The organism is Pseudomonas sp. LH1G9 (genome assembly GCF_002949975.1).
Classification (GTDB): domain Bacteria; phylum Pseudomonadota; class Gammaproteobacteria; order Pseudomonadales; family Pseudomonadaceae; genus Aquipseudomonas; species Aquipseudomonas veronii.
The window spans coordinates 2,602,244-2,629,034 of the sequence record NZ_CP026880.1 but is presented as its reverse complement, the minus strand read 5'-3'; the positions used below and the strand labels follow the sequence as shown (position 1 = coordinate 2,629,034).

Here is a 26,791-nt window from a genome sequence, read left to right as displayed (position 1 = left end):
CGCAGCGCGGTCCCACATTTGATCGTGGTTGTTTTTGAATACCGTGCTAGTCGGCAAAACTGCGATCGAAGAAATAAATCTTCCCAGGCTTCAAGTTCTCCATCGTCGCCTGGGGCCTGCCGCCTTCGCCTTGTTTCTTGCGCCCCGTTTCCCGCAAATACCCCTGCTCAGTCAGCTTCAGCAAGCGCTGGCGAATGCTGGTCTTCAACACCGGCCGCGCGAGCACCAGTGAGAAGATCGCCGTCGCTTCCGGGGCGCTGAATTCCTGGCCCAGGAACATCAGCGGCAAGCTGCTGTACAGCGACTTGGACAGTAACCGCTCCTGCACGGCGGCCACGATGGTGTTGTGATCGAACGGCAACTTGATGCGGCCGTCGGCTACCGCATCCAGCGAAAACCAGCCTTGATGCTCGCCCAGCGTCACCTCATCCGCGATGATCGCCAGGTAGAACGTGGACGACGACCAGCAACGCGGGTCGCGGAACGCGTCGCCCACCGTACCCACTTGCTCGCTCCACACCAGGTCGAGGCCGACTTTGTCACTCGCGCGCAGGCGCTCCACGGCATCCGTGAGGCTCAGGTCCTGCACGTCGCCATTCACCACCACACCCGGCAGGGCCCAATGCCCGGCGAAGGGTTCGGCGTCGCGCTTGTTCAGCAGCAGCTTCAGTTCTCCTGCGGCGCGGCAGTAGAACAGCACGCACAGGTCGACGGTGTGGAGGTAGGCGCTAAGTGGCATGTGCAGTCCTTCTAAACAGCGGGGGGCACAGTCTAACGGATCGAACAAATATGTCATGTACTGACTAAAGCCTAGATAAACAAATCTTTCTTGCAATGAAAGTACATGACGTGTACTTTTGTTTTCAGGCCACAGGAGACCCGCCATGACCCTCTCGAAACATGCCATCGCTTCATTCGACGTCGACGCCCAGAAGAGCTTTACGCCGCTGTGCCCCAACGAATTGCCAGTGGCCGAAGGGGACCTCATCGGTGCCGAACTCAACTACATGGCCAGCCTCGCGGGCTACCGTGTCGGCAGCAAGGACGCCCACACTCCGCATGCGCCGTGGGTGGTCAAGCAACACAGTGAGATGCTGCAACCCACCGGCCTGGCTCACGCCGATGTCACCTGGGTCAGCCACTGCGTGCCGGGCACCGAGGGCTTCACCCTGCTCGACGAACTGCCCGCCCCGTATGACTACGATTACTTCATCTGGAAAGGTGTCGAACCCGACCTGCACCCTTACGGCGCCTGCTACCACGACCTGCACGACAAGCTGTCCACGGGCGTGATCGAGTACCTCAAGGCCCAGGGCGTAAGCCGCGTGATCGTCGGCGGCCTGGCCCTCGACTACTGCGTCAAGACCACCGCGTTGCAACTGCTCAAGGCCGGCCTGGAAGTGGTGCTGCACCTGCCGGCGTGCCGCGGTATTACGCAGGAGGGCGGCGTACAGGCCGTCAACGAGTTGCTCAAGGCCGGTGCCGGCATCAGCCGCACCCGCGAAGAACTGGCCGCGATGGCCACGCGTTAAGGAGATACGCCATGGAAAGTGCCTACGACTACGAAACCCCGGTGATCCAGGGTTTGCTCGACACCGACTACTACACCTTCACCATGATGCAGGCTGTGTTGCACCAGCATCCGAATGTCGACGTCGAGTACAACTTCATCGTCCGTTCCAAGGAAAAACTGGGCCACTTGATCCCGCAACTGCGCGATGAACTGGAAAAACTCGCCGGCCTGCAGATGCGCGAAGGCGAGCTGCGCTTTCTGTTCAACCCACGCTTTCGCGAATACCTCACGCCGGATTACGAGCGCTTCCTCGGCCTGTTCCGCTTCAACCTGCGCTATATCCACGTCAGCGAAGTCGACGGCCAACTGAACATCCGCGTCGTCGGCCCGATGTTGCACTGCATCATGTTCGAACAGCCGGTATTGGCGCTGGTCAGCGAGCTGCGCAACCGTGACAAATACCCCGATGTGAGCCTGGAGGACGTCACCCGCAAGCTCTACCAGAAATTCGACTGGCTGGAGAAAAACCTCAGCCGCGACGAACTTGCCGACCTGCGCGTCTCCGACTTTTCCACGCGCCGGCGCCTGTCGTTCAAGGCCCAGCGCGAAGTGGTGGACATCATGCGCCGCGACTTCCCCGGCCAGTTCGTCGGCACCAGCAACGCGCACCTGGCCTACGCGTTCGACCTGCCGCTGATCGGCACCATGGCCCACCAATGGTTGATGGTACACCAGCAACTGGGCCGCCTGCGCGAAAGCCAGAACGCCGCCCTGGAAAACTGGGTACGTGAATACCGCGGCCGCCTGGGTATCGCCCTGACCGACTGCATCAGCACTGACTTCTTCCTGAAGGACTTCGACCTGTACTTCGCCAAGCTCTACGACGGCCTGCGCCAGGACTCCGGCGACCCTATCGTCTGGGCCGATAAAGTCCTGGCCCGCTACAAGCAACTGGGTATCGACCCGATGACCAAGGACCTGATGTTCTCCGACGGCCTGAACTTCGAGAAATGCCTGCCGATCCTGCGCCACGTGCGCGGCAAGGCCAGGTTCGGCTTCGGCATGGGCACCAGCCTGGCCTGCGATGTGGAAGGCGTCGAGCCGCTGAGCATCGTGATGAAACTGGTGCGGGTACACGGTGAGCCGGTGGTGAAATTCTCGGATGACCCGATCAAGAATGTCTGCGAAGACGCCTCGTTTTTGCGGTACGCAACGCAAGTATTCAACGTCGGCAGCGTGGAGGTGTGACATGCAAACCCAGGACCGTATTGCCCTGGAACTGAATATCAACCGCTCGTTGGTCAAGGGGGGAGCGCCCCGGGAGATCCAACGGCGTATCGACTTCATTAAAACCACCCTGCGCCATTCCGGTTGCAAGGCTCTGGTGCTGGGCATCAGCGGCGGCGTCGATTCGCTGACGGCCGGGCGCCTCTGCCAACTGGCGGTAGAGCAACTGCGCAGCGAAGACTACGCCGCAGGCTTTATCGCCCTGCGCTTGCCCTACAAAACCCAGGCCGACGAAAGCGACGCCCAGGCCTCCCTGGCCTTCATCACCCCCGACCACATCGACACCCTCAACATCGGCGCCAGCGTCGACGGCCTGATGGCCTGCCTCACCGCCACCGAAGCCAGCGCCGCACAGGTCGACTTCATCAAAGGCAACGTCAAGGCCCGCACCCGCATGATCGCGCACTACGCGATGGCCAACCTGCACAACGGCCTGGTGGTCGGCACCGACCACGGCGCCGAAGCATTGATGGGGTTTTTCACCAAGTTCGGTGACGGCGCGTGCGACCTGGCCCCGTTGTCGGGCCTGACCAAGACCCAGGTGCGCCTGTTGGCCAGTGCCCTTGGGGCTCCGACGAACCTGGTGCACAAGCAGCCCACTGCCGACCTGGAAGAACTCGTACCGGGCAAACTGGATGAACATGCCTACGGCTGCACGTACGAAGAGATTGATGCGTACCTGATGGGCGAGCCAGTGAGTGAGCGGGTGAGGACGATTGTCGAAGGGGCGTACAGCAAGACAGCGCACAAACGCGCGCTGCCGATTGCTCCTTGATTTCTGCAATGCATTTTTGACACCTCTATCGCTAGGGATTGGGAGGAGGCGTGTTTGCTTGGACTTATCTACAAATGGGCTTCAAACGGGGGGAGAGGAGGATGATTGTAGAGTGGCTGCGACCAGAGGGAGCTGCGACAGCAGCCAGATTATTTGTTACGTCGGCAGCCGCGCAGTCCATCTATTCTACAAACGCCCTGGCAGAGTATTTGTAGCATCCAGGCAGGGTTCGTCGCGAAGTAACTTGGCACGCCAGCCGGGTATGTCGTCTGCATCCACATCCAAGCGCTTGAGCCACTGGTCAGCCGACCAGTCCACCAGTCGCAACTCGCCATCATGAGAGCCGCCGTGCAATGAACCTACCGTCTCGTAGCGAATGCCCTTGAGTACATGGTTCAGTAATACGTAGGCCACCGGCTTCGGATCATCGGCATCACCGCCAAGGTAGGGGTATGCGCCGGCCTGGATCACTACGCCGTTACCGTAGTCATAGAAGGCAAAATGGCTGGAGGGTAGCTGCGCACGTAGCTCCTCCAGACCGCCAACAATATCCAGGCGCGTTTGGTCGAGCAAGGTCAGCCAACTGACCGTCTTGATTTTTGTAGGTTTGAACTCGGGGATATTGACCAGCAGACCTGCTGTTCCTACATCCAATCCAGGCATGCGCGCCGCCATAAAGGCTTCGGTAGGCTCGTTGCCATCCCGGTTGGTGACGGAAAGGTTGAAGGCATGTCCCGCGTAGCCCTGTTCTGGAGCCAATCGGCGTGCTGAGTCAAGGAACAAACGCAGGAAACGGAGTGGGTTCTGCTCTTGGTACAGAAGCGGTATTGAGAACTCCAGAGCGCTTAGGTCATCTCCCATCTTTGCCTTCCATCCCCGCATACCAAAAACATCGAAGAGCCAAGCGCTGGCGTCATTTGGTTGCTTGCCACTGAGGTAGTAGAAGCTGAGAAGATCATCTTCATCCATTGCTTCGACCATATCGCGCAATGGCTTTGCGTCAGCATAAGCTGACAGCGGTTTACCCTGAGGAGGTTCTTCGCGCCAGAGCCACGTGAGGTAGGGCTCAGCCAAGCGCTTGAAATCGTCGAAGCACTGGCATAGTGACTCGCGTACCAAGCGTGTGTGCGCATCCCTGAAATAAAGCGTCCCGCGCAGACATAGCACTGCGCCAATATAGTTCTGGCTCCCGCCCTTCATTAGCAAGTGGCCGGGTATTTCCAGCAGGTGTGGTTGCTTGGCAAGTTCTTCGGCTACATTGAATTCCGGTTCCATGGGTGTTCCTTAGAATCAGTAAGCGGGGATCATTGGCCGAGGGGAGCGGCCACGCGTCAGGATAAACATCACACTCCCAGCGATGGCTGCGGCCCACCCGAGCTGTTCCACCGGCACATTGGATTGCTGATGTTCCTGACCGCAGTCGCATTCAGTGGATGTCATCTCAACGACCTTGTTTTTGTTGCCGGCAATTTTTGCATAATCCTGCGCCTGCTCCACTTTCGGTGGGTCAGGTGGAAACTTCATCTCGACAACTTGTTTGATATTGTCCTGAGTTGGCGGCTTGCTCGCAGCCTTGACGATCACGACATCAGGCCGCCGAATCATCCCTTTCCCAGGCTTGAACGGTGGATGCTCTGGGTCCTCATTCCAATACTTGTTGATCCAACCCGGTATCCAGCCATGAGGGCTGTTCCCTGTTTGGCTGTCGAGGATTGGCTGTGGTGGATTCTTGGTCATGTCGTAACTGACCTCGGGCTTATACGGACTGCGCCTCTGGAGAATCTCGTCAAGCTCCCCAAGGCGCTGGGCCACACAGCCCTGTTTGAGATGCTTGCCATCCTGGCTGATGTTGGGTGTGCTGCTGCAATAGCAAATTGCCGAGCAAAGTACGTTCTTGTCCTGGGGATCGAGCTTCGGCTTCAGGATGCCGACAGGGTTAGTTTTTCCTTCGGGGCTCATGCCACCCTGAGAAAGGCCGGGTTGATCATTCATTCTTCGCCTTCCTGCACCAAGTCAATATAGATAGACTCCGACGCAGCATGGCTAACCCACGATGTCATGCCTTCGATATTCGTGGTGTCGAGCGTGCTCCAACCGGCACTAGACCAGACCTTTACCTTGCGGCCAACAATGGGTTTGCCGGTTTCCTGATCTATGAGTTGAAAGCGTCCGGAGTAAGGGGCTGTGGAACGGCTCAATGGCACGATGGGGGTGAATGGGGTCGGTGTGAATATGTCGCCGATAATCACTGTTCCCGATCCACCGATGATCACGTTGCCATGTTCACCGACACTGCCGAGCGTTGCGGCAGGTTTTCCGTTGATAAAAACCGTCGATGATACGGCCGAGCTGATCGGGCTCCCGCAAGCAGATACATCACCTTGGCGCGCTGCGGGCAAGCCATCGAAGAAGACGTCAGGAGAACCTTCGATGATAGGGTTGGTGCCGTGCTCCGGCATTGGACATGCCGTAGGGTCAGTAACGCGGGCGGCGGGCTTTCCACTCATAATGCCTATCCTTGCAAAAGTGGTTGGAGGTCAAGAAAACGTGCTGAGTTAACGAGTCGCTTCAAAAACATATCAATTGCGATACTCGTTCCTTGTCTGATCGTTCGCCGGTAGTGACGAATGGCGTACTTTTCCTATTCCTCCGATTAACTACAAGATGCTTAGCCGAGAGCGGGAAGTGCCTGTCAAGAAAAAGGAAAATTTCCTACATTGTTGCGGGATATTGAGTCTTTACGCTCTGCACTCTTATGAGTTCGGGAGTAAAGGAATGGCAGTTGGCATATTCAAGGATGTTTCCCCTGCACTCATCTCACTACCCGTGAGTGCATTGAAGGCAATATCAATCTGCGTCGGCTGTTTGCTTCCATCGATGCCGATTCGGCGATTGCCGGGGCAGGGGTGATTTGCCAAAGAGGTTCGCCCAAGTCGAGCTGCGACAAGCAACTCTCGTTCAAAACAAGGATGTGGTGGGGCTCACCGGTCGCGATAGGCAGCGCCATGACCGGTAACTTTCGAACAACCGCAGTGGGGCTCTACGAGGAGTTTGACGAATGATATTTCTGATGAGCCTGGAGGAGCTTTGGCGTCTTCTGAAATGTTATTTTCCGGTCTTTGCTGCGGCAAACTTTTCTCAGCTATTTGCTTTGGCAATTGGCATTCCGATAATGTTTGACCGTTACTTCGGCGCTTTGCCCGTTAACGTAAATCTCAAATACACATTTTTTTTACTATCGGCTCCGCCGTTCCTATTGCTCACTGCAACTTCATGGTCGTCCGTGGCTATCCAGGCTGGATATGGATCCCTGTCATCTTGATGCTCTTGTGCTTGCTGGGCGTTTTACCCACCATCGAATATGGGCCCCACAAAGTACTTTATGCATCAGGCATTCTGTTCCCGCTGCTGGCTCTATTACTGCTCAACAGCAAACGCCACCGCGAAGCCCGCAACGAATGGGTAAAACTGCGCCAAAAACGCCAGCGCATCAGTAGGATAATCCGTACCCAGCGCCAAAGAGTTCGGCGCCGAGCAGGCTTATGAAACGCTACCGCTCAATCGACCGACTCCACCGCGCATTCCACTCCGGCCGCGCCTGGTTCACCTGGTCCCAATCAATCGAAATCGCCGTCTGCAAATAACCCTGCATCGCCTCCACCCGGGCGCGGGTCTTGTCGCTGGTGGGCGTGGTCGGGTTCGACGGGATCTGGTCACCTTCCTCCAGCGCCGGTGCCTGGGCTTCGGCGGTCAGCAGGAAGGCCGCGAGTTTCTGCGCCAGTTCCGGTTGGTCGTTACGCGCGATCACGCATTCGGCGACGTTCAACACCACGGCGCCTTCCTTGGGTTGCGCATATTCCATCGGCACGCCGAGCAGTTTCTGGGTGGCGACCTGGGTCGGGGTGAGGGGGAAGATCGCGGCTTCGTCGGTTTGCACCATCTCGGAGATTTTCGCGGAGCTGGCGATGTACTCCAGCACGTTGGGGCCGACGGTTTTGGGCCAGGCCTTGAAGCCCGGTTCCACGTTGGTCTCTGAGCCACCCTGGAGGCGGTTGAACATCAGGAAGCCGTGCAGGCCGAAGGTCGATGAGGCCAGGGACTGGAACACCACTTTGTCCTTGAAGCGCGGGTCGGCCAGGTCCATCCACGAGGTCGGTGCAGCCCAGCCTTTCTCTTTGAACAGCCTGGCGTTGTAGCCCAGGCCGGTGACGCCGAGGGTCACGGCCACGGCTTGGTCCTTGATTTTCGCCTTGGCCGGGATCTGCTCCAGGGGCGGGCTCGGCGCCAGTTTGTCGCACAGGCCCATGGAGATGGCGCGGTACATGATGCCGTCGTCGAGGAACATCACGTGCATCTGCGGGTTGTCTTTGTTGGCCTGGACCTTGGCGAGGATGTCCGACGACGTGCCGGGTACGATCACCACCTTGACGTTATTGGCCTTTTCGAACGCGGGCAGCACCTTGTCGGCATACACCCGTTCCATGGTGCCGCCGTTCATGCCCAGGTACAGCGTCGGGGCGGCATGAGCGGTGGAGGCGAGCAGAGCGAGGGACAAGCAGGACAGCGCAATACGAGTATTCATGGATGTTTTTCCTCTCAGGCTTGGAAACGACGGATGGAAAACGCTTCGATGGGTTGCCGGCTGGCCCCTGTGCAGACGATCTCTGCCAGGGCTTCACCGACCGCCGGGCCCAGCTGGAACCCGGCGCCGGCAAAGCCGAAACCGTGGAGCAGGCCAGGCTGGGTGCTGCTGGGGCCGATCACCGGTTCATGATCGGGTAGGTAACCTTCGGTACCGCTCCAGGTGCGAATCGCCTGGGCACCCTTGAGAAACGGGTACAGCTCGCCGGCATGGCGCAGAATCTCCAGCACCGCCGCTTGCCCGGGCCGCGCCTGCCGGGGGCCAAGCGCAAAACCGCGACCGCCGCCGAGGATGCAATTGCCCCGGGCCACCTGGCGCGCATAAATCCCGCCGCCTTCGACGCCGGTGCTGACGTTCATCACCACGGGCAGCGGCTCGGTGACCAGCATGGCCGGGTGCGCAGATGTCATGGGGACCGGCTCGCCGAATTGCGCGGCGACGGTCCCTGCCCAGGCGCCGGCGCAATTGAGCAGCCATGGCGCCTGCAGGTGCAGGCCGTTGGCGCAATCCACCTGGAACTGGCGGCTGTCATGTTCGATGCGGATCACCTCGGCCTGCTCGTAGACACACGCGCCAAGGCGCTGCGCGGCACGGGCGAAGGCGGGGGATACCAGGCGCGGGTTGGCATGGCCATCTTCGGGGCATAACGACGCACCCACTGCGATATCCCCGACCCACGGAAAACGTGCGCGCAGTTCGGCGTAATCGAGCAACTGCAAGCCCAGGTCAAAGCCCCGCGTGTGTTCGGCATACGCCTGCAACGCGGCAAAATCCCCATGACTGCGCGCCAGTTTCAAATGCCCGGAGCGCACGTATTCGCCGTCGATACCGATCAAGCCGGGCAGGTCGGCCCACAACTGATGGGCGCGCTGCGACAACGGCAACTGATGCAACGGGCGTCCCTGGCGCCGCACGCCGCCATAGTTCACGCCACTGGAGTGCGAGCCGCAGAAGTCCCGTTCCACCAACGCCACACGCTGACCTTTGTGCGCCAGCATCAAGGCCGCCGACGCACCGACAATCCCGCCGCCGAGGACGATGACGTCGATCATGGCTGCACCTCCACGCCAAACGGCAGCGGTTTGATCGGGGCCTGGCCGCGCAAACGCCCGACGTCTTCTATCCCGCGACCGCTGCGCTCGGCGACGATTTCAGCCGCCGCCAGCCCGCACATGCGCCCCTGGCAGCGGCCCATGCTCACCCGGCAATGGGCCTTGACCCGATTGATTTCCCAATGACCTTCATCCACCACCGTGCGGATATCGCCAACCCGGACTTCTTCACAGCGACACAGCATCAAGTCGTCCGGCGCCTGCGCGGCCCAGTCTGCCGGGAAGGGAAACGCAGTCTCCAGGCCCTGGCGAAAGCGCTGGATGCGCGCCAATTGCCGCTCAAGCAGGGCCGGGCGCTGATGATCGATCGCGACGCCTGCGTCTTCCAGCACCGCCAACGCCGCCCGCTCACCGGCCATCTGCGCGGCATCGGCACCCATGATCCCGGCACCGTCGCCCGCCAGGTACACACCGTCGACGCTGCTGCGCCCGGCACCGTCCCGTTGCGGTAGCCACGCACGGTTCAAGGCATTCCAGGCAAATTCACAACCGAGCAGGTCCGCCAACTGCGTTTCGCTGCGCAGCGCATGGGCGAAGGCCACGGCGTCGCAGGCCAGGGTGTGGTCGCGCCAACGTATGCCGCTGACCCGTTGTTCGCCGTCGATCTGCTGCAGCGTCACGCCCTGATGCACGGGAACGCCGTGGGCCGTGAGCCAGGCGCGGTAGTACAAGCCCTTGGCCAGGGTCGCCGGTTGCCCGAGCAGCGCCGGCAAGGCGCGGCATTGGGCGCTGAACGGCGCGCTGTCGAGCACGGCGACCACATTGGCGCCGGCCTTGGCGTATTGATACGCCACCAGATACAGCAACGGCCCGCTGCCACAAAACGCCACGCGTTCGCCGATGGCGCAACCTTGGTACTTCAAGGCGATTTGCGCCGCACCCAGGCTGTAGACACCGGGCAAGGTCCAGCCCGGCACCGGCAGGATACGGTCGGTGGCGCCGGTGGCGACGATGATCCGTGAATACTCGACGCTGGCTGCGTGACCGTTGCTCAACAAGTCCAGGCGCCGATCTTCGGCATTCCACACCAGGGTTTCGGGCCGGTAGTCGATCAGCGGCGCCAGTTCATCCAGGGTGCGATGCACGGCCTCGGCCTTACCCGCCTCGAATCCGTATATTTGCCTGGCGGTGCGTTGGAAGCCTGGGGGTTGGCGGCGATAGATTTGCCCGCCGCCGCGCAGGCTTTCGTCCACCAGGCAAGGCGTTACGCCGTGGTCGAACAGGGTGCGCGCGGCACTGATCCCCGCCGGGCCTGCGCCCACGATCACCACCGGCTTCATAGCTGGCGCCCCGGGTCGCGGCTGATCGCCTGGCCTTCTTCCAGCAGGGTCGAACAGGCGCGCACGCGTTGTCCGTCCGCCAGGCGCACCCAGCAGTCCTGGCAGGCGCCCATCAAGCAAAACCCGGCGCGGCGTTCGGCACTGAAATCGCTGCCGCGCAGGTGCTCGGCGCAGGTCAGTACCGCCGTCAGCAGGGTGTCGCCGAGCAAGCCTGTGGCCGGTTGCCCGTCGAGGGTAAACGCCAGGGCAGGGCGTGCGGTTTCGGTCAATCGTTTGAACAAGGCCATCAGTGTTTTCCCACCAGCACGCGATCCAGGCCGTAGACCCGGTCGAGCACAATCATGGCCGCCGCCGTGAGGGCAATCACCAGCGCCGACACTGCAGCCATCATCGGGTCGATGGATTCGGTGGCGTACACGTACATACGCACCGGCAAGGTTTGCGTGGCCGGCGAGCTGACGAAGATCGATAAGGTCACTTCGTCGAAACTGTTGATGAAGGCCAGCAACCAGCCGCCGGCCACTCCGGGCAGGATCATCGGCAACGTCACCAGGCGAAACAGCGTGAAGCGTCCGGCACCGAGCGATTCGGCCGCCTGCTCGGCACTGCGATCGATCCCGATCGCTGCCGCCAATACCAGGCGCAGCACATAGGGCGTGATGATCACCACGTGCGCCAGCATCAGCCAGGTGAAGCTGCCGTTGACGCCCATCAAGGCGAACAACCGCAGCATCGCCACCCCCAACACCAAGTGCGGGATGATGATCGGCGACAGGAACAACGCACTGAAGAAGTTACGTCCCGGGAACTGATACCGGCTGATTGCAAGCGCCGCCGGCACTGCAATCAGCGTCGCCAGGGTTGCAGCGGTAAATGCCAGGATCAGGCTGTTGTAGAACGCCTGGATAAAGTCAGCACGCTCGAACACCGCGCGAAACCAGCGCAGGGAGAAGCCCGACGTGGGCAGGCTCAAGGTATTTTCCGGGGTGAAGGCCACCAGGCACACCACCACCAGCGGCGCCATCATGAACACCACCACCAGGCCGTGGAAGCCAAGGGCCAAAGGACCGTTTCTGGACATGCGCTTAAACCCCCAGGGACTTTTTGTAGCGGCCTTCGACCATGCGGTTCCAGCTCAGCATGATCAGCAGATTGACCAACAGCAGGACCACCGCGATGGTCGCGCCCATGGGCCAGTTGAGTTCCGAGAGGTACTGGTCGTACACCACGGTGGCGACCATTTTCAGGCGCCGCCCACCGAGCAGGCCGGGGATCGCAAAGGAGCTGGCGGCCAGGCCGAACACGATCAGGGTGCCGGACAGCACGCCCGGCATTACCTGGGGCAACACGATCTTGCGCATCACCGTGGCCTGGCTCGCGCCGAGCGACAAAGCCGCCTGTTCGGCCGAGGGGTCGAGCTTTTGCAGGGAGGTCCACACTGGAATGATCATGAACGGCAGCATCACGTGTACCAGCGCAATGATCACCGCGAACGGCGTGTACAACAGCTTCACCGGGCGCCCGCCCAGTGCCTGGATCACCTGGTTGACCAGCCCGTCGGCGCCGAGCAGCAGGCTCCAGCCGAACGCTCGCACCACCACCGAAATCAACAACGGCGTGAGGATCAGGATCAGGAAGATCGAGCGCCACGGCGTGCCCATGCGGCTGAGGATGTAGGCTTCGGGCACACCAATCACCACGCAGAGCAGCGTCACTAGCGCGCTGATCCAGAAGGTGCGCCAGAAGATTTCGTAGAAGTACGCGTCGCTGAACAACGCCAGGTAATGAGCCAAGGTCCACTCATCGGCCTTCACCCCCACTTGGTAGTCGAACACGTTGAACGACAGCACCAGGGTCAGGCCCAGCGGCAGAATCAGCAGCCCGGCGAACAGCAGCAACGCCGGCAACGAGAGTAGATAGCCGCGACTCATGGGTGTACCTCATCCGCCGTCAGCACCCGCAGCAACTCGGCTTGCCAGTCCAGGCCGACTGCCGCGCCGCAACCCAGCGGCGCGCTGCCGTCGTTGCTGCGCACCACGGTGATTTCGCCCAGCGCGGTATGGATTCGGTACAGCCACTGGCTGCCGAAGAAGTAGCGGTCGAGCACCTGACCTTGCAGGCGACCTTCGCTTGCGCCCACCAGCTGGATTTTTTCCGGGCGCAGGCTCAAGACCAGTTCGCCGTCACCCGCGGCGTGGCGCACCTGCGGGATGCCGCGTGCGTCGTAATCGCCGGCCAGCAGGTTAGCCTTGCCGACGAAGTCCGAGATAAAGCGCGTCCGCGGGTGTTCATACAGCTTGTAGGGCACGTCGATCTGCGTCACGCGCCCGGCCTGCATCACCACCACACGGTCGCTGATGGACAGCGCCTCGGCCTGGTCATGAGTGACCATCAGGGTGGTGATGCCCACCGCGTGCTGTATGCGGCGGATTTCAAACTGCATTTCTTCGCGCAGGTTCGCGTCGAGGTTGGACAGCGGCTCATCCAGCAACAACACCGGCGGCTCGATCACCAGCGCGCGCGCCAGGGCCACGCGTTGGCGCTGGCCGCCGGACAATTCACGGGGGTAACGGTCGGCGTGGGGGGCCAGGCGCACCAGCTCCAGCACGGTCTTGACCTTGGCGGCGATCTCGGCGGCCGGCACTTTGCGCATCTTCAGGCCGAAGGCGATGTTGTCGCGCACGGTCATGTGCGGGAACAGCGCATAGCTTTGGAACACCACGCCCAGGCCACGGCTGGCGGGCTTGGCGTAGGTGATGTCGCGACCGTCGAGCAGGATCTGCCCAGCGCTCACGTCGACGAAGCCGGCGATCATTTGCAGGGTGGTGGTCTTGCCGCAGCCCGAGGGGCCGAGCAGGGAAACGAACTCGCCTTTTTCCACCGCAAGGTCAGTGGCGACCACCGCATCGACGGCGCCGTAGCGTTTGCTCAAGGCGTTGAGTTGGAGAAATGCCATGTCTGCGTTCCACCTTTTTTTGAGTCGCGTCGAAACGCGCTTTTTTGTTTTGGGCAGATGCGAAAAGGGTGTTGCGGGTGCGTTGGCGCTCGATCTTGAGTCGGCTGCCGGTTGTTGTTCATTTCGCCCCTGTGGACGCAGATTAGGACGAAGACTAGGATGGGCGAAAGATAGAATTTCACTGAATGGAGTGTTTTTTTCAGTTTTATTCACTGACAAGAATTATTGATGAGATAACACGCTATGAATTCTACTGAGCGGAATGAAAATACCAAGGAAGTGGGTGCGGGCGGCGTATCTCGCTTGTTCGCATTGCTGCGTACCTTGGGCGGCGTGCCCGACGGCGGCGAACGCGTGACTCAGCTCGCACAACAGGTCGGCCTGTCCCAACCCACCACCCACCGCCTGCTGCGCAGCCTGATGGATGAAGGTATGGTCGAGCAGGACGCGCGCAGCAAACGCTACCGCCTGAGCCTGGAGTTCTTCGCTCTGGCGGCGAACGCGGGCAAGACCGGCAACCTGCGCGACCTGGTAAGGCCGAGCATGCTGCGCCTCAGTGCGTCCCTGGGGGATTCATTGTTTTTGCTGGCGCGCAGCGGCTTTGATGCGATCTGCCTGGACCGCAGCGAAGGCCCGTACCCGATTCGAACTTTCACGGGTGATATCGGCGGGCGCGTGGCATTGGGCGTGGGGCAGGGCAGCCTGGCGATCCTGGCCTTTTTGCCGGAGGAAGAGCGCGAGACGGTGATCCGCTACAACTTGCCAAGGCTCAAGGATTTTCACCTGTATGACGAGGTGTTGTTGCGTTCGGAAGTGGAGAACGTGCGCAATCTGGGTTATGCGGCGCGCAATACCGGCGTGCTGGAAGGCATGGCGGGATTGGCGGTGCCGATCCTGAACCGGGACGGCCATGCGGTGGCAGCATTGAGCGTGGCGACCATCAGCGACCGATTGGGGCCGAGTCGCTTGCCGATGGTGGTGGAGTTGCTCAAGCGCGAAGCAGCGGCGATCGGGCCCCGGATCAATCCGTTTGATCCGACGCTGCGCCGGCCCTCACAGACCTTTGGTGGGTAGGTCATCCAGATTGCGCGCCAGCTCCAGAGCGTAGCGTCCAAGCCCCTTGACGCACATCCGTTTTCGGCAGCAAGAATCGGAGTGCGGGTACATTTCGAACTCCCTTACGGTGAGACTCCAAACTTAGAGGCGTCCACCATGGCTTCCGTATGGCTGGCCTTTTCCCCTTAACCACTGCAACAACTTTTTGGATTGCCCGGCATCAGCGATGCAATTCTCGAGTCATTTTTTTAGTTAACGAACAGCGCCGGAGGCAATCCATGAAATTATCCGATTATGTTCGACTACTTGCGCTGGCGGCGATCTGGGGCGCCAGTTTTCTCTTCATGCGTATCTCGGCTCCTGTTCTGGGCGCATTGCCGACGGCATTTTTCCGCGTGTTGTTGGGGGCCATTGGCTTGGCCGTCATTCTTGCCATTTTAAACACCAGCGTCGACTTCAACGGCAAGCTCCGGCAGATCATGGTGTTGGGTGTTATCAACTCGGGCATCCCATTTTTGATGTATAGCGTGGCGGCACTGCTGTTACCTGCCGGCTATTCAGCCATTTTCAATGCGACCACACCGATGATGGGCGTCTTGATCGGTTGGATGTGTTTCAACGATCCGTTGACACTGAAAAAAGCTGCCGGCGTGTTGATCGGGATTATGGGCATTACGTTGCTGACCAGCACCGGCCCCGTCACACTTTCAATGAGCGTGGTCATGGGCGCGCTGGTGTGTTTAGTCGCCACCAGTTGTTACGGCGCAGCCGGATTTCTGGCTAAACGATGGGTAGCTGACAAGGGGGGGCTGGACGCGAAACTCGTAGCTTTTGGCAGTCAGATTGGCGCGACGCTGTTTCTCGTGCCGTTCTTTGGAATCTCAACCGCAATAAGCCCACCGACGACCTGGGGTACCCCGCAGGTTTGGATAGCACTGGTTGCGCTGGGTTTCATCTGCACTGCGTGTGCGTACATTCTGTATTTCCGCCTGATCGCGGATATCGGGCCGGTGCGTTCGCTGACCGTGACCTTCCTTATCCCTCCCTTTGGCGTACTGTGGGGGGGATGTTCCTTGGTGAACGTCTTTCGGCCGCACATTTGTACGGCGGCGGGCTTATTTGTTTAGCGGTGTGGTTCGTTCTCAGCAAGAGCAAACCGAAGCAAGAACCCGCACCCGCCTCGGATTGATCCAACCACTCAACTGCCCTCAACGATTTCTCATCTGATGGGCGGGTGACTACGTAAGTGAATACCATGTCTCGTTTTTGCGCCGTCCGCTGGATGACTTGGCCGGGCGGACGCACTTCTTGAGTTTGACTTATGTACCGGGCTCTTTATTGTCTAAAAAACGATGCCTTTTCATCCGGTACATTTCATTATCCGAGTAGGTGAGCAATGTGTCGGCATCCTTGCCGTCCTCGGGATAATAGGCAACGCCGATACTGCACGACGGCATCTTGAGTGCGCCGAATTCAGGCGGTAATGGCGCAGCCATGACGTCGTGAATCTGTTCTAACTTCTTGGAAATGGCGTCTCTCGACTGGATATCGGTCAACAGCACCGTAAATTCATCGCCGCCCATCCGGGCCACGGTATCCGTCTCACGTATGCAGCTTTCTAGACGTCGGGCAATCATGCAAAGAATACGATCCCCCGCGGCGTGGCCATGGACGTCATTGATACTCTTGAAGTCATTGATATCCAGAAACAGCAAAGCCAACTGACTATTGTGACGGTGCGCGACGTGCAGGGCAGATTTCAGTCGATCACTGAAAATCGAGCGGTTGGTTAGTTTTGTCAGCGGATCATGATGCGCGAGGAAACGTAACTCCTCCTCGGCCTGAGTCAAAGCCGTCACGTTGCGTGCGACGCCAATCCTTGCACCAACCTCTTCCGACCAGAATGCCGCCCACAGGATGTACACGACGCCTCCGTCCTTGCGGATGTAACGGTTGCGGAAATCGAAGTGGAATTGACCATTCATGACGCGGGCAATCGAGTCCCGTGTGCTAGCCAGGTCTTCAGGATGCATATAGCGGGTGATAGGGGTGCCGTTCAGCTCGTCAGGACGGTAACCCAGCAGGGCCTCACAGGCATCACTCACAAAAACAATGTGGTCGTCTCTATCAACCACAAACACTGTATCCAACATCAGATGGATCAGTTTGGGGTAGAGCGCTTGTAGGTCAACGGCCATAAGTCATGGGGGATATCCGATTCATAGAGCGCGATCATAGCCTGATCGATAAGGCCAGCGGCGAGTAATCTTACCGGCAAGTATGGGAGCACGTATGCCAGGCGAATACGACCTCATGCCACTCTTGCTTGGTGCGATGGTGTCTCCCTAAACGCGGAAGCTGTTTGCCCTGGATTTATCCGCCTTGATGCGAGCCAAGCCCAGTCAGCAGACGATTGACCGCCGCGCTTGATTCTTCCATTTCGCTTGCGGCGCGCAGTACAGCGCTCCAGTCATTTTCAATGATTGCCCTCATAAAAAGTATGGAAACGTTTCACCGAATGAGCTATCGTTTTTTTGACATCGTATTGCCACTATTCAAATAACAGGCTGATGCCATTTGCAGGAGTGCTGGTAGTGAATGAAAGCTCTTCTCAAATAGGCTTGCGTCAGTGGATCTGGCGGGCGTTCATGCAGAGTGCATTAATCCCGTTGGTCCTGGTGGAGACGATTCTGATTGCTTGTTACCTGCTGACCAATCAGGCGATCCGTGTATCGCAACTCGATTATTTGGAACGCAGTGCAATTGAAAGCCTTGGCGCAACTGCCGACCAAAACACCCGAATCATCCAAGATCAATTAACCCACATCGCCGATGTCACTCAGCTATTTGCGGATATGACGGCCAACTCACTGCGTGCCGCTTCAACACCCTTGAGTGAAACATTAAGCACTTCTGCCGATGGGGCTCTTTACAGTGGAAAAGACCTGGGCGGAGCGGCGTCGTTCTACTCGTCGGTCACACCTGTTGCGCAACAGAACCTGGGTAAAGTGCAGAAGTTGTCCAGCCTCGACCCATTGATGCGTGCGATCAAAGATCATGAAGCGATGGTCGCCAGTGTCTATTTCAATACGTGGGACAGTTACAACCGGATTTATCCGTGGATTCGTGCCGATGAACAATATCCGCATGATATGCAGATACCCGGTTATAACTTTTATTATCTGGCCGATGCCGAACATAACCCGCAGCGAGGGGTTCGCTGGACTGACGTCTACCTCGACCCGGCGGGTCATGGCTTGATGATGTCCGCGATCGCGCCTGTTTATGAGCGCAACTTTCTCGAAGGCGTGGTCGGGCTGGATATCACCGTGGGCGATCTGCTGAAAGAAATTTCCACGCTTAAGGTGCCGTGGGGCGGGTACTTGATGCTCGTCGGCGCGGACATGAAGATCATGGTGTTACCGCCCGAAGCCGAACATGACTTTGAAAAAGGCAACTGGAGTGGTTCGGGGGCAAAGGCCACGAATGAAGGCGCGGTCAACCTTGCGGGTTCAAATCTGATCGATGCGGTGGACCCTCGGGAGTTGGCGGCCGCTGTCGCGCGCAATAGTCGTGGCAGCGCCGAAATCGTGCTCAACGGGCGCTCCCATCTGGTCGCATGGGCCGAAGTGAAGCCGGCGGGCTGGCGATTGCTGGCGGTCGCCGATGAAGAGGACGTCATGGCGGCCACGAACAGCTTGGCGCTCCATTACCGCAACATCGGCTATTTGATGATTGCCGGCCTGGTGATGTTTTACCTCGCGTTCTTCAGTTACATGTGGATTCGTGCGCGTAAATTGAGCCATAGCCTGCGGCGGCCGATCCGCGATATCAGAGACATGCTGCAGCAAATTGGTCACGGCCAGTGGCTCCCGCAGCGCGCGCGTTCGAGCATTCGTGAGCTGGATGAAATGGCGGGCAACGTGCTGTCAATGGGCGCCCAACTGTCATCCAGTGAAGCACGGCGCAACGCGGCGCAGAACCGCCTCAATCTTGTCGTTGAAAGCATCACCGCCGGGCTCTGGGAATACCGCCTGGATACTGACCGCCTGTCGTTGAGCGAAGCGTTCTGCACGCGTTTCGGGGTGCCGGCGTGCCAACTGGAGCGCTTCTGTTTTTACGATCACGTCGACCCCGAAGATGTGCAGGCGCTTGATCAGGCACTCAACGCGTTGCGCACCGGCACCGCGTCGGTGATCGACCTGGAGTTACGTTTATTGCGGCCCGATGGCTCGCCAATCTGGTTTTTGTGCCGTGGACGCCTGATCGAGTCTCCCGATGCGCGCATGCGTTTATCCGCGGGTACGTTTGTCGATATCGACACGCTTAAACAGGTTGAAGAGGATCTGCGTCGCCGTACCCTTGAAGCGCAAGGGGCGAGCAAGGCGAAGTCGCGTTTTATCTCCAGCATGAGCCACGAATTACGCACACCGCTGAATTCGATTCATGGATTCGCCCAGTTATTGCGCCTGCAAGTGGCCGATGGGCAGGAGGAGGCCAAATCCCTTGATGAGATCCTGGGCGCCAGCCAGCACCTGGCTCACCTGGTCGACGATTTGCTCGACTGGTCGAGCCTGCAGGCGGAGGCGCCGCGCTTGCAGATGCGTGTCCTGGAGGTCGACGGACTGATGCGCGAATGTGCCGAAATGGTCCGTTCCCAGGCCAAGGCTGCGGGTCTTGACCTTGAGTTGCAGTCGACGAGCCCCGCGCTGAGTGTGCTGGCCGATGCCAGACGCCTGCGCCAGATCCTGCTGAACCTGCTGTCCAACGCCATCAAGTACAACCGCCCTCACGGTCGCTTGTTCATGGGGGCTGAACTCCATGACAAGGGGCGCGTGAGGGTGTTTGTCGAAGATGGCGGCGCAGGTATTTCCGCGGCCCTGCAAGGCGCGCTGTTCGAGCCGTTCCAGCGTTTGGGCCAGGAAAACACCGCGATCCAAGGCACCGGTATCGGCCTTGCGTTGTGCCGAGAACTCGCCACGTTGATGAACGGCAGCATGGGGCTCATCAGCGAAACGGGCGTCGGCAGTCGCTTTTGGGTCGATCTGCCCCAAGGCATCGCGGCAACCAAGGTCCATAAGCGCTTGTTCTCGCTGTGTTTCGTGGGGCAGGACGAGGAGACGCTGCGCTGTCTTGAAGACACGTTGACGGGCATGGTGGAACTGCGCCACGGAACGCTTGCGCAGTGTCTGGAGCAGGTACGGCGCGACACGGCGCCGGACGTCATGCTGATTGACTGTGACTTACTGGGAAATGACTTGACCGATGCGCTGTCGCGGTTACGACGTTTGCCAGGTGGCGATCAAATCCTTCTTATTCTGCTGTGTACATCACCACACCTGCTCGCGACGTTGGGGTGTGAGTTTCAAGCAGTGCTTAAACAACCGCTGGAACCCAATGAGCTACGCGAACTCATACGCGCGATGATGCAAGTGGAGAAACCGAATGTTCAGTGATATCCCCGCCGATACCCGAATTGTGATTATCGATGACGTGGCTGCGAACCTGCGCTTGCTGGAGTCCAGCCTGAAAGCCTTCGGTTTGCGCAACGTCTTGAGTTTCGCCGACTCGGCCAGCGGGCTGGTTTGGCTCAAAGAGCAACCGTGGGATCTGCTGCTATTGGATCTGGATATGCCCGCGCCCGATGGGTTTGAGATTCTGCGCCAACTCAGCGATCGCAATCGCTCAAGGTCTCCCGTGATTATCTTGACGGCATTGAGCGAGCCGCAAAGCCGCCGTCTCGGCCTTGAACTGGGGGCCAACGATTATCTGACCAAACCGTTGGATTTGCCTGAGCTGCTATTGCGCATACGCAACGCTCTGCGCTTGTCCCATGCCACCCGCCAGTTGCAAGACCTGAACAGCGAGTTGGAGCAAAGGGTGTTTGAGCGCACCGCTCAGTTGCAGGAAAGTTATTGCGCCATGATCCGCGCATTGAGTCGTGCGGCTTGCTATCGCGATGATGAAACGGGCGCCCATGTATTGCGCATTGGCGAAACCGCGGCCTTGATGGCCGAAGCAATCGGTATGCCGCAGAGGTGGTGCGAGCTGATTCGATTGGCGGCGCCGATGCATGACTTGGGGAAAATCGGCATTCCTGATCGGATCTTGCACAAGGAAGGCCCATTAACCGTGCCGGAACGCCAGCAGATGATGGAGCATCCGCGCATCGGCCATGCAATCCTGCAAGATGCACACGCCACGGACCTGACCGATATGGCCGCGGACATTGCCTATGGTCACCATGAAAAATGGGACGGCAGCGGCTATCCGCAAGGGCTTGCCGGAAAGGACATTCCGCTGTCGGCAAGGATTGTCGCGTTGTGTGATGTCTATGACGCGTTGCGTATGGAACGTCCCTATAAGCGGGCCTGGAGCCCTGAACGGGCGCAGGCCTATATTCTTGAGCAATCGGGCGTGCATTTTGATCCGGAGCTGGTGACGGTGATGCGCCGCTGTTTCGGCCCGGTTGAACAACTCATCGAGGATGACGCCGAACTGGCTGGCATACACAAGCAACGACAAGCCGATGCGGGCACTGGCCAGCCCCCACATTAAAGCGTCGCCAACATGGGCGCCCGGCTCGGGCTCATCGCGGCCAAGGCCACCGACGTCGCCGCCGTGCGCGTCTCCACACCCAACTTCACATACACATGTTCCAGGTGCTTGTTCACCGTCCGCGGGCTCAGCCCCAAGATATCGCCGATGTCCCGATTGGTCTTGCCGCACGCCACCCAGCGCAGCACCTCGACCTCGCGCTCGGTCAGTTGAAAGCGTGCCGACAACAGCTTGTGCGCCGGCTCATCCTCCAGGGTCAACACACTCGGTTGCGTCGCCGCCCGCGCCGACAGCAGGATGCGCGAGGTGCGTAAATGCGCCGCCACCCGCGCCAGCACCTCGTCGGTCTGGATCGGCTTGGTCACGTAGTCGCTGCCGCCCACTTCAAAGCCTTGCACCACATGCTTGCTGTCGGTCAGCCCAGTCATGAACACCACCGGGATGTCCGCGCTGGCAGGTAACGCCTTGAGCCGGCGGCAGGTCTCGAAACCGTCCAGGCCCGGCATCATCGCGTCCAGCAGGATCAGGTCCGGGCGCCGGCGTTGCACGCGGTTCAGCGCGCTGAGCCCGTCGAGCGCCACCAGCACCATGTAGCCGGCGTCGTCGAGGGCGTCGGAGAGCATGGCCAGGTTGTCCGGGGTGTCGTCGACGATCAGTACCACGCCGGGTTCAGTGCTACGGGTGAGTACATTCATCTTCGGCCTCCTTGAGGGTTCGGTTGAGTTCATCCAGGCGGAAACCCTTGAGCAACCCGCGCACTTTGCTGATGAACGGTGCGGCGTCCGGGCGGTGTTCGAGGATCGTGTCGAGTTTTTCGTGCAGGCCCCGCACGTAGCCGATCGCGCTGAGTTCGGCGAGCACGGCGAGGTCGTCGGCGCTCGGCAGCACGCTGGGCGGTGGCGGCGCGACGAAGGTTTTGGTGCGTCGCAGCCATTGCAGGCCGAGGTGTTGTTGCAGGCGTCCGAGCAGTTCCGGGGTACGCACCGGCTTGGCCAGGTAGTCGTTGCAGGCGGCGGCGATGCTGCGCTCGCGGTCGTCGGTAAAGGCGTTGGCCGAGATCACGATGATCGGCGCGGTGGACAGCGCATTGCGGCGGATCAGCCGGCTGGTTTCCAGGCCGTCCAGGGTCGGCATCGACAGGTCCATCAGGATCAGGTCGGGCGCCAGCAGCGCGACCTGGCGAATCGCATCCTGGCCGTTGCTCGCCTGGATCACCTCAAAGCCCAGAGGCGTGAGCATGCCGCTGAGCACCTTGCGGTGGTCCACATGGTCGTCCACCACCAGAATGCGCCGGCGTGCGCCGTGGTAGCCGATGATGTCGTGTTCCACATGCACCACCGCCTGCGGCGCGCGTACCTGGGACAGGAACAGGCGCACTTGGAAACAGGTGCCCTTGTCCAGCTCGCTGGTAACGCGTAGCTCGCCGCCCATCAGCGCGGTGAGCATGCGCGTGATGGTCAGCCCCAGGCCTACGCCTTTGTCCTGGCGCATCAGGTCGCCGCGCTCGAACGGTTGGAAGATCCGCTCGATCTGCCCGGGGTCGATGCCGATGCCGGTGTCGATGATTTCAAAGTTGGCGGTCTCGCGCATGTAGCTGACCCGCAGGCACACTTCGCCGCTGTCGGTGAAGTTCACCGCATTGCCGAGCAGGTTGATCAGGATCTGGCGCACGCGTTTTTCATCACCGCGCACCACGGCGGGGATCTTGCCGACGCAGTCCAGGCGAAAGCGCAGGCCCTTGTCCTGGGCTTGGGGGGTGAACATCTGCTCCAGGTCGTGGATCAGTTCGGGGAAGGGGATTTCGGTGAGTTCCAGGCGTAACTTGCCGGCCTCGATCTTGGCCACGTCGAGCAGGCCGTCGATCAATGACAGCAAGTGCGAGCCGCTGCGCAGGATGGTCGCCAGCGCGTCCTGGTGTTGCTCGGGCATGGCGCTGTCGCGCTGCAGGATCTGGGTGAAACCGAGGATGCTGTTCAGCGGTGTGCGCAGCTCGTGGGACAGCCCGGTGACGTAGCGGCTCTTGGCGGCGTTGGCGGCTTCCGAGGCTTCCTTGGCCTGTTGCAGGGCCTGGTCGGTGAGGCTGTGGGCGTCGATTTCCTGCATCAGCAGCAGGGTCTGGCGGTCGGATTCCTGCTGGGCGACGCGGCGGCTTTCGCGGGTCAGCACCACCCACCAGGCGAGCACGGCGGCCAGCACCGACAGGGTCAGGAACGCTTTGAAGAACGCCTGGTACAAGGTCTCGGAATGCGGCAAACCCTGGGCCGCCTGCACGTAGATCAAGGCCAGGGCGCCGGCGAGCAGCAGCACCAGCACCGATAACAGCCCCAGGTAATGGGCCAGCCGCGTATGCAGGCGTGGCATCAGGCTGTTGGGCAGCAACCGGCGCAGCACGCCTTCGAACTGGCTGACCAGCCGCGCATGGGGTTTGCAACGGTCGCCGCAGCGCGCATCCAATGAGCAACACAACGAACAGATGGGCGTGCTGTAGGCCGGGCAGAACGCCATGTCCGCCGTCTCGAACGGGTTGCTGCACAGCCCGCAGACCGCATGGGTGGCGGGTGCCACCGGGTGAATCAATTGGGCGTCGCTGGTGCGTGCGATGTAGTACTTGCCCTGGGTCATCCAGGCCAACAGCGGCGCCATCACCAGCGCCGTGCCGAGGGCGACAAAGGGCGGCGCGGCCTGGGCCAGGGCGCCAAACAGGCCGAAGTGGGCGAGGATCGACAGCAGCGAGGCAATCAGCATCGAGCCGACACCCACCGGATTGATGTCGTAGAGGTGCGCGCGCTTGAACTCGATGTGTTTGGGCGACAGTCCCAGGGGCTTGTTGATCACCAGGTCGGCGACCAATGTACCGATCCAGGCAATCGCAATATTCGCGTACAGCCCCAGCACCTGATCGATCACATCGAACACGCCCAGCTCCATCAACATCAACGCAATGGCCACGTTGAACACCAGCCACACCACGCGCCCGGGGTGACTGTGGGTGACGCGGGCGAAGAAGTTCGACCAGGCCAGGGAGCCGGCGTAGGCGTTGGTCAGGTTGATCTTCATCTGCGAGATGAACACGAACAGCACCATGGCGCCGAGGGCCCATTCCGGCGAGCTGAACACATAACGGAAGGCGACCAGGTACATCTGGGTCGGCTCGGCGGCGCGTTCCATGGGGATTTCATGTTGCAGGGCAAGGAACGCCAGGAACGCGCCGCCAAACATCTTCAACGCGCCGGGGATAATCCAGCCGGGGCCGGAGCAGAGCAGGGCGGCCCACCAGCGCTTGCGGTTGGCGGCGGTCTTTTCCGGGAGAAAGCGCAGGTAGTCCACTTGCTCGCCGATCTGCGTCACCAGCGACAGCGCCACGGTACAGGCGGCGCAGAACGCCAGCAGGTTGAAACCGCCGCCGTCGCCGCTGCGCCCGACAAAGCTGGTCCAGTCACTGAACGCGTCGGGGTTTTTCCACCACACGAAGCCATAGGGCAACACCAGCAAAAACAGCCACAGCGGTTGGGTCCACAGTTGCAGGCGACTGATCAGCGTAACGCCGTAGGCCACCAGCGGAATCACCAGCAGCGAGCAGATCACATAGGCGAAGGCCAGCGGGATATGAAAATACAACTCCAGTGCCAGCGCCATGATCGCCGCTTCCAGGGCGAAGAACAGGAAGGTGAAGCTGGCGTAGATCAGCGAGGTGATGGTTGAACCGATATAGCCGAAGCCGGCGCCACGGGTCAGCAAGTCCATGTCCACGCCATAGCGGGCGGCGTAATAGCTGATGGGCAGGCCGGTAAGGAAGATCACCAGGCTGATGGCCAGGATCGCCCAGAAGGTGTTGGTGAAGCCGTAACTCAGCACCAAGACGCCGCCGATCGCCTCCAGCGCCAGGAACGACACCGCGCCCAGGGCGGTGTTGGCGATGCGCAGCTCCGACCACTTGCGAAAGGATTTGGGGGTGTAGCGCAGGGCGTAGTCTTCCATGGTCTCGTCGGCGACCCAGGAGTTGTAGTCGCGGCGGATCTTGACGATGCGCTGGGTGCCGGGAGGGGATTGCACGATGGTGAGGCTCCGCAGAGTGGACGAAGGGAGTGAGCAAGTTCCATGCCCTCGACTGCGCTGGGAGCCAAATGTGGGAGGGGGCTTGCTCCCGATGGCGGTGGGTCAGTAGCCAATCAGTTGACTGACCCACCGCCATCGGGAGCAAGCTCCCTCCCACATGGGATCGCAGTGGCCAGGGGAGCGCGATCCTGCCCTGCATTGGTGCGCAACGGCATACGTCAAATGACGTACTGCGTTACGTCAGGCTGCGTATACCCGCGCTGGCCCGCTGCCGCCATGCTGGAGCCCTCATTGCAGAGGAGTCGCCCCATGGAACCACGATTGATCCGCTCCAAACCGTTGTTGGCCCTGTCGTTGCTGGCGGCCGCGCTGTTCAGCCAGGGCGTGCTGGCCGACAACGAAGGCCTGGCCGTGACGCCGACCGAAGTCACCGTCGGCCAGTTGCACTCGGCCACCGGCACCATGGCTATCTCCGAGACCGGCTCGATCCAGGCCGAACGCCTGGCCATCGAGCAAATCAACGCCTCGGGCGGGATTCTGGGACGCCAGATCAAAGTGATCCAGGAGGACGGCGCCTCCGACTGGCCGACCTTCGCCGAAAAGGCCAAGAAGCTGTTGGTCAACGACAAAGTCGCCGCCGTGTTCGGCTGCTGGACCTCGGCCTCGCGTAAAGCCGTGCTGCCGATCTTCGAGAAAGAAAACGGCCTGCTCTACTACCCGACCTTCTACGAAGGCCTGGAACAGTCGAAAAACGTGATCTACACCGGGCAGGAAGCCACCCAACAGATCCTCGCCAGCCTGGATTGGATCGCCAAGACCAAAGGCGCCAAGACCTTCTACCTGGTCGGCTCCGATTACATCTGGCCGCGCACGTCGATGAAGATCGCGCGCAAGCACATTGAGAACGTACTGCACGGCACCGTGGTCGGCGAAGACTACTACCCGCTGGGCAACACCCAGTTCGGTTCGCTGATCAACAAGGTCAAGCTGAAAAAGCCTGATGTGGTCTTCGCCGCCGTGGTGGGCGGTTCCAACGTGGCGTTCTACAAACAGCTCAACGCGGCGGGCGTGAATGCGTCCAAGCAAACCCTGTTGACCCTGTCGGTGACCGAAGACGAACTGCTCGGCATCGGCGGCGAAAACATGGCCGGCTTCTATGCCTCGATGAAGTACTTCCAGAGCCTGGACAACCCGAACAACAAAGCCTTCGTCGAAGCCTTCAAGGCCAAGTACGGCAAGGATGCGGTGATCGGCGACGTGACCCAGGCGGCTTACCTCGGCCCATGGCTGTGGAAAGCGGCGGTGGAGAAGGCCGGCAGTTTCGACGTGGATAAAGTCGTCGCCGCCTCCCCGGGCATCGAACTGAAAACCGCGCCCGAAGGCTACGTGAAGATTCACGAGAACCACCACCTGTGGAGCAAGTCGCGCATCGGTGAAGTGCAGCCCAACGGCCAGTTCAAGGTGATCTACGAGTCGGATCTGATCGAGCCGAATCCGTTTCCAAAAGGCTACCAATAAGCTTCAAGCACACCGATTCAAATGTGGGAGGGGGCAAG

General features: G+C 60.2%; 22 protein-coding genes and 1 pseudogene. 9 read left to right on the top strand and 14 right to left on the bottom strand.

The annotated features are described in order from the left end of the window. Positions 1–46 precede the first annotated feature (46 nt). Positions 47–739: an NUDIX hydrolase gene (locus C5F70_RS11975; RefSeq protein WP_104903392.1), complete on the bottom strand. Its 693-nt coding sequence runs from the start codon at positions 737–739 to the stop codon at positions 47–49. A gap of 145 nt (positions 740–884) precedes the next feature. On the opposite strand from C5F70_RS11975, the gene C5F70_RS11970 reads away from it, so the two are divergent. Genes C5F70_RS11970 through nadE form a run of 3 tightly spaced genes read left to right on the top strand, consistent with a single transcriptional unit; the run spans position 885 to position 3,575 of the window. Next, positions 885–1,532, top strand: a complete 648-nt coding sequence (locus C5F70_RS11970) for a nicotinamidase (protein ID WP_104903391.1) — start codon at positions 885–887, stop codon at positions 1,530–1,532. A gap of 11 nt (positions 1,533–1,543) precedes the next feature. After that, positions 1,544–2,761, top strand: a complete 1,218-nt coding sequence (gene pncB, locus C5F70_RS11965; protein WP_046488396.1) for a nicotinate phosphoribosyltransferase — start codon at positions 1,544–1,546, stop codon at positions 2,759–2,761. Between the two features lies 1 nt (position 2,762). Then, positions 2,763–3,575, top strand: coding sequence for an ammonia-dependent NAD(+) synthetase (gene nadE / locus C5F70_RS11960; RefSeq protein WP_104903390.1), 813 nt, complete (start codon positions 2,763–2,765; stop codon positions 3,573–3,575). Between the two features lie 186 nt (positions 3,576–3,761). On the opposite strand, the gene C5F70_RS11955 is transcribed toward nadE, so the two are convergent. From C5F70_RS11955 to C5F70_RS11945, 3 genes are read right to left on the bottom strand one after another with little or no spacing between them, the layout of a single operon-like run. Next, positions 3,762–4,850 (bottom strand): DUF3396 domain-containing protein, encoded by a 1,089-nt coding sequence (locus C5F70_RS11955; protein ID WP_104903389.1) that lies wholly within the window; start codon positions 4,848–4,850, stop codon positions 3,762–3,764. Positions 4,851–4,865: 15 nt separating this feature from the next. Beyond that, entirely contained in the window at positions 4,866–5,567 is a 702-nt protein-coding gene (locus tag C5F70_RS11950; RefSeq protein WP_046488390.1) for a VRR-NUC domain-containing protein, read from the bottom strand. After that, on the bottom strand, positions 5,564–6,082 hold the full coding sequence (locus C5F70_RS11945) for a PAAR domain-containing protein (RefSeq protein ID WP_102617906.1): 519 nt from the start codon (positions 6,080–6,082) through the stop codon (positions 5,564–5,566). The genes C5F70_RS11950 and C5F70_RS11945 overlap by 4 nt, the downstream gene beginning before the upstream one ends. A 551-nt stretch (positions 6,083–6,633) precedes the next feature. On the opposite strand from C5F70_RS11945, the gene C5F70_RS31080 reads away from it, so the two are divergent. Next, complete coding sequence (locus C5F70_RS31080; protein ID WP_256588405.1) at positions 6,634–6,897, top strand: hypothetical protein; 264 nt, start codon at positions 6,634–6,636, stop codon at positions 6,895–6,897. Between the two features lie 228 nt (positions 6,898–7,125). Here C5F70_RS31080 and C5F70_RS11930 read toward each other — a convergent pair whose 3' ends face one another. The 7 genes from C5F70_RS11930 to C5F70_RS11900 are packed head-to-tail and all read right to left on the bottom strand — an operon-like array spanning position 7,126 to position 13,565. Then, the gene (locus C5F70_RS11930) at positions 7,126–8,157 is read right to left on the bottom strand and encodes an ABC transporter substrate-binding protein (protein WP_046488385.1); all 1,032 of its coding nucleotides are present in this window, start codon (positions 8,155–8,157) and stop codon (positions 7,126–7,128) included. A 14-nt stretch (positions 8,158–8,171) separates the two neighbouring features. After that, positions 8,172–9,269 carry an FAD-binding oxidoreductase gene (locus C5F70_RS11925; RefSeq protein ID WP_104903387.1) on the bottom strand — a complete coding sequence of 366 codons (1,098 nt, stop codon included), beginning with the start codon at positions 9,267–9,269 and terminating at the stop codon, positions 8,172–8,174. Beyond that, on the bottom strand, positions 9,266–10,609 hold the full coding sequence (locus tag C5F70_RS11920; RefSeq protein ID WP_104903386.1) for an NAD(P)/FAD-dependent oxidoreductase: 1,344 nt from the start codon (positions 10,607–10,609) through the stop codon (positions 9,266–9,268). The genes C5F70_RS11925 and C5F70_RS11920 overlap by 4 nt, the downstream gene beginning before the upstream one ends. Beyond that, entirely contained in the window at positions 10,606–10,896 is a 291-nt protein-coding gene (locus C5F70_RS11915; protein ID WP_046383765.1) for a (2Fe-2S)-binding protein, read from the bottom strand. The genes C5F70_RS11920 and C5F70_RS11915 overlap by 4 nt, the downstream gene beginning before the upstream one ends. Then, complete coding sequence (locus C5F70_RS11910) at positions 10,896–11,690, bottom strand: ABC transporter permease (RefSeq protein ID WP_102617903.1); 795 nt, start codon at positions 11,688–11,690, stop codon at positions 10,896–10,898. The genes C5F70_RS11915 and C5F70_RS11910 overlap by 1 nt, the downstream gene beginning before the upstream one ends. 4 nt (positions 11,691–11,694) lie before the next feature. Beyond that, positions 11,695–12,540 (bottom strand): ABC transporter permease, encoded by an 846-nt coding sequence (locus C5F70_RS11905; RefSeq protein WP_046383763.1) that lies wholly within the window; start codon positions 12,538–12,540, stop codon positions 11,695–11,697. After that, positions 12,537–13,565, bottom strand: coding sequence for an ABC transporter ATP-binding protein (locus tag C5F70_RS11900; protein ID WP_102617901.1), 1,029 nt, complete (start codon positions 13,563–13,565; stop codon positions 12,537–12,539). Before C5F70_RS11900 ends, C5F70_RS11905 begins: the two co-directional genes overlap by 4 nt. A 243-nt stretch (positions 13,566–13,808) precedes the next feature. Here C5F70_RS11900 and C5F70_RS11895 point away from each other — a divergent pair, with 243 nt between their 5' ends. Both C5F70_RS11895 and C5F70_RS11890 read left to right on the top strand, forming a co-directional pair. After that, a complete protein-coding gene (locus C5F70_RS11895; RefSeq protein ID WP_046383761.1) occupies positions 13,809–14,639 on the top strand; it encodes an IclR family transcriptional regulator in 831 nt (276 codons plus the stop codon). Between the two features lie 260 nt (positions 14,640–14,899). Continuing rightward, a pseudogene (locus C5F70_RS11890) lies at positions 14,900–15,810 on the top strand (DMT family transporter). Between the two features lie 130 nt (positions 15,811–15,940). On the opposite strand, the gene C5F70_RS11885 reads toward C5F70_RS11890, so the two are convergent. After that, a complete protein-coding gene (locus tag C5F70_RS11885) occupies positions 15,941–16,819 on the bottom strand; it encodes a GGDEF domain-containing protein (RefSeq protein ID WP_057004789.1) in 879 nt (292 codons plus the stop codon). A gap of 396 nt (positions 16,820–17,215) precedes the next feature. On the opposite strand from C5F70_RS11885, the gene C5F70_RS11880 reads away from it, so the two are divergent. Together C5F70_RS11880 and C5F70_RS11875 are read left to right on the top strand one after the other, a co-directional pair. Beyond that, complete coding sequence (locus C5F70_RS11880; protein ID WP_371920064.1) at positions 17,216–20,077, top strand: ATP-binding protein; 2,862 nt, start codon at positions 17,216–17,218, stop codon at positions 20,075–20,077. Next, positions 20,067–21,179 (top strand): HD domain-containing phosphohydrolase, encoded by a 1,113-nt coding sequence (locus tag C5F70_RS11875; protein WP_046383758.1) that lies wholly within the window; start codon positions 20,067–20,069, stop codon positions 21,177–21,179. Before C5F70_RS11880 ends, C5F70_RS11875 begins: the two co-directional genes overlap by 11 nt. Here C5F70_RS11875 and C5F70_RS11870 read toward each other — a convergent pair. Then, positions 21,176–21,874 (bottom strand): response regulator, encoded by a 699-nt coding sequence (locus C5F70_RS11870; protein ID WP_046383757.1) that lies wholly within the window; start codon positions 21,872–21,874, stop codon positions 21,176–21,178. The two genes, C5F70_RS11875 and C5F70_RS11870, sit on opposite strands and share 4 nt — an antisense overlap. Next, the gene (locus C5F70_RS11865; RefSeq protein ID WP_079443615.1) at positions 21,855–25,232 is read right to left on the bottom strand and encodes an ATP-binding protein; all 3,378 of its coding nucleotides are present in this window, start codon (positions 25,230–25,232) and stop codon (positions 21,855–21,857) included. The genes C5F70_RS11870 and C5F70_RS11865 overlap by 20 nt, the downstream gene beginning before the upstream one ends. Positions 25,233–25,544: 312 nt before the next feature. Between C5F70_RS11865 and urtA the strand changes: the two genes are divergently transcribed. Next, positions 25,545–26,753, top strand: coding sequence for an urea ABC transporter substrate-binding protein (gene urtA, locus C5F70_RS11860; protein ID WP_024074866.1), 1,209 nt, complete (start codon positions 25,545–25,547; stop codon positions 26,751–26,753). Positions 26,754–26,791: the final 38 nt, after the last annotated feature.